Source organism: Pseudoalteromonas sp. PPB1 (assembly GCF_015356275.1).
Taxonomy (GTDB): Bacteria; Pseudomonadota; Gammaproteobacteria; order Enterobacterales; family Alteromonadaceae; genus Pseudoalteromonas; species Pseudoalteromonas rubra_D.
The window spans coordinates 1-1,142 of the sequence record NZ_JACEQV010000080.1 but is presented as its reverse complement, the minus strand read 5'-3'; the positions used below and the strand labels follow the sequence as shown (position 1 = coordinate 1,142).

The 1,142-nt window shown below is 55.8% G+C and carries 1 protein-coding gene; it reads left to right on the top strand.

Going from position 1 to position 1,142, the window contains the following annotated elements:
• On the top strand, positions 1-1,142 hold a 1,142-nt coding region (locus tag IY568_RS24375), incomplete at both ends, for an amino acid adenylation domain-containing protein (RefSeq protein WP_194868967.1).

Here is a 1,142-nt window from a genome sequence, read left to right as displayed (position 1 = left end):
GGCACCCCGGCGTTTGACTATCAGCGTCCAATCACGACACTGATCAGTGAACAAAGTGTGCGTACGCCCGAGGCGGTGGCGCTGCGCTTTGCCCAGCAGAGCATGACTTATGCTGAGCTGGAGCAGGCCTCTAACCAACTGGCCCATTGTCTGAATGCCCGGGGCATTGGTGCGGAGGACAAAGTGGCGCTGGTGTTTGAACGCAGTCTTGAAATGGTGATAAGCATTCTGGCAGTGGTGAAGGCCGGTGCGGCCTATGTACCGCTGGAGCCGTCACTGCCCTTGGATCGCATTGCTTATATCGCCAGCAATAGTGGTTTATCGCTGTTCTTAGGTGATGACTCTCTGACGCGTCTGGACAGCCTGAGTGATTTGGCTGAGCGCATCACCTATCAAAGTTTGTCATTGGCAGACTATCCCTCGCAGTTACCTGCGCACGAAATCCCGGCAACTCAGCTGGCCTACGTGATTTACACCTCAGGTTCGACTGGTAAGCCCAAAGGCGTGGGTAATCAGCACAGCGCGATTTACAACCGTATCGCCTGGCAGCAGTCGGCCTATCCGATAGGTGCAGACGACAAAGTACTACAAAAAACCCCCTTCGGGTTTGACGTGTCGGTGTGGGAGTTTTTCTGGCCGTTAATGTACGGTGCGGAGCTGGTGATTGCCGAGCCGGGTGCGCACAAAGACAGCACCCAGCTGCTCGACACCATTAATCATTTTGGCGTCACCACCTTGCACTTTGTACCCTCGATGTTGCAGGCGTTTATTGGCCATGAGTTGGTGCATACCGCGACCAGCATTCGCCGAATTCTGTGTAGTGGTGAAGCCCTGCCCAGCGAGGTACAGGCACAGGCGCTGAGCAAATTGCCCCAGGCTAAGCTGTATAACTTATATGGCCCGACAGAAGCGGCGGTAGATGTCAGTCACTTTACCTGTCACGGCGATCCGGCGTTGCCAGTGCCGATTGGTGCGCCGATTGCGGGGATCCGTTTGTATGTACTCGACCGGGCACTGAACCTGTGCCCACCGGGTGTGGCTGGTGAGCTTTATATTGCCGGTACAGGACTGGCACGGGGTTATGTTAATCGTGCCGACCTGAGCGCCGAGCGCTTTGTGGCCGACCCGTTTATCAATGATGG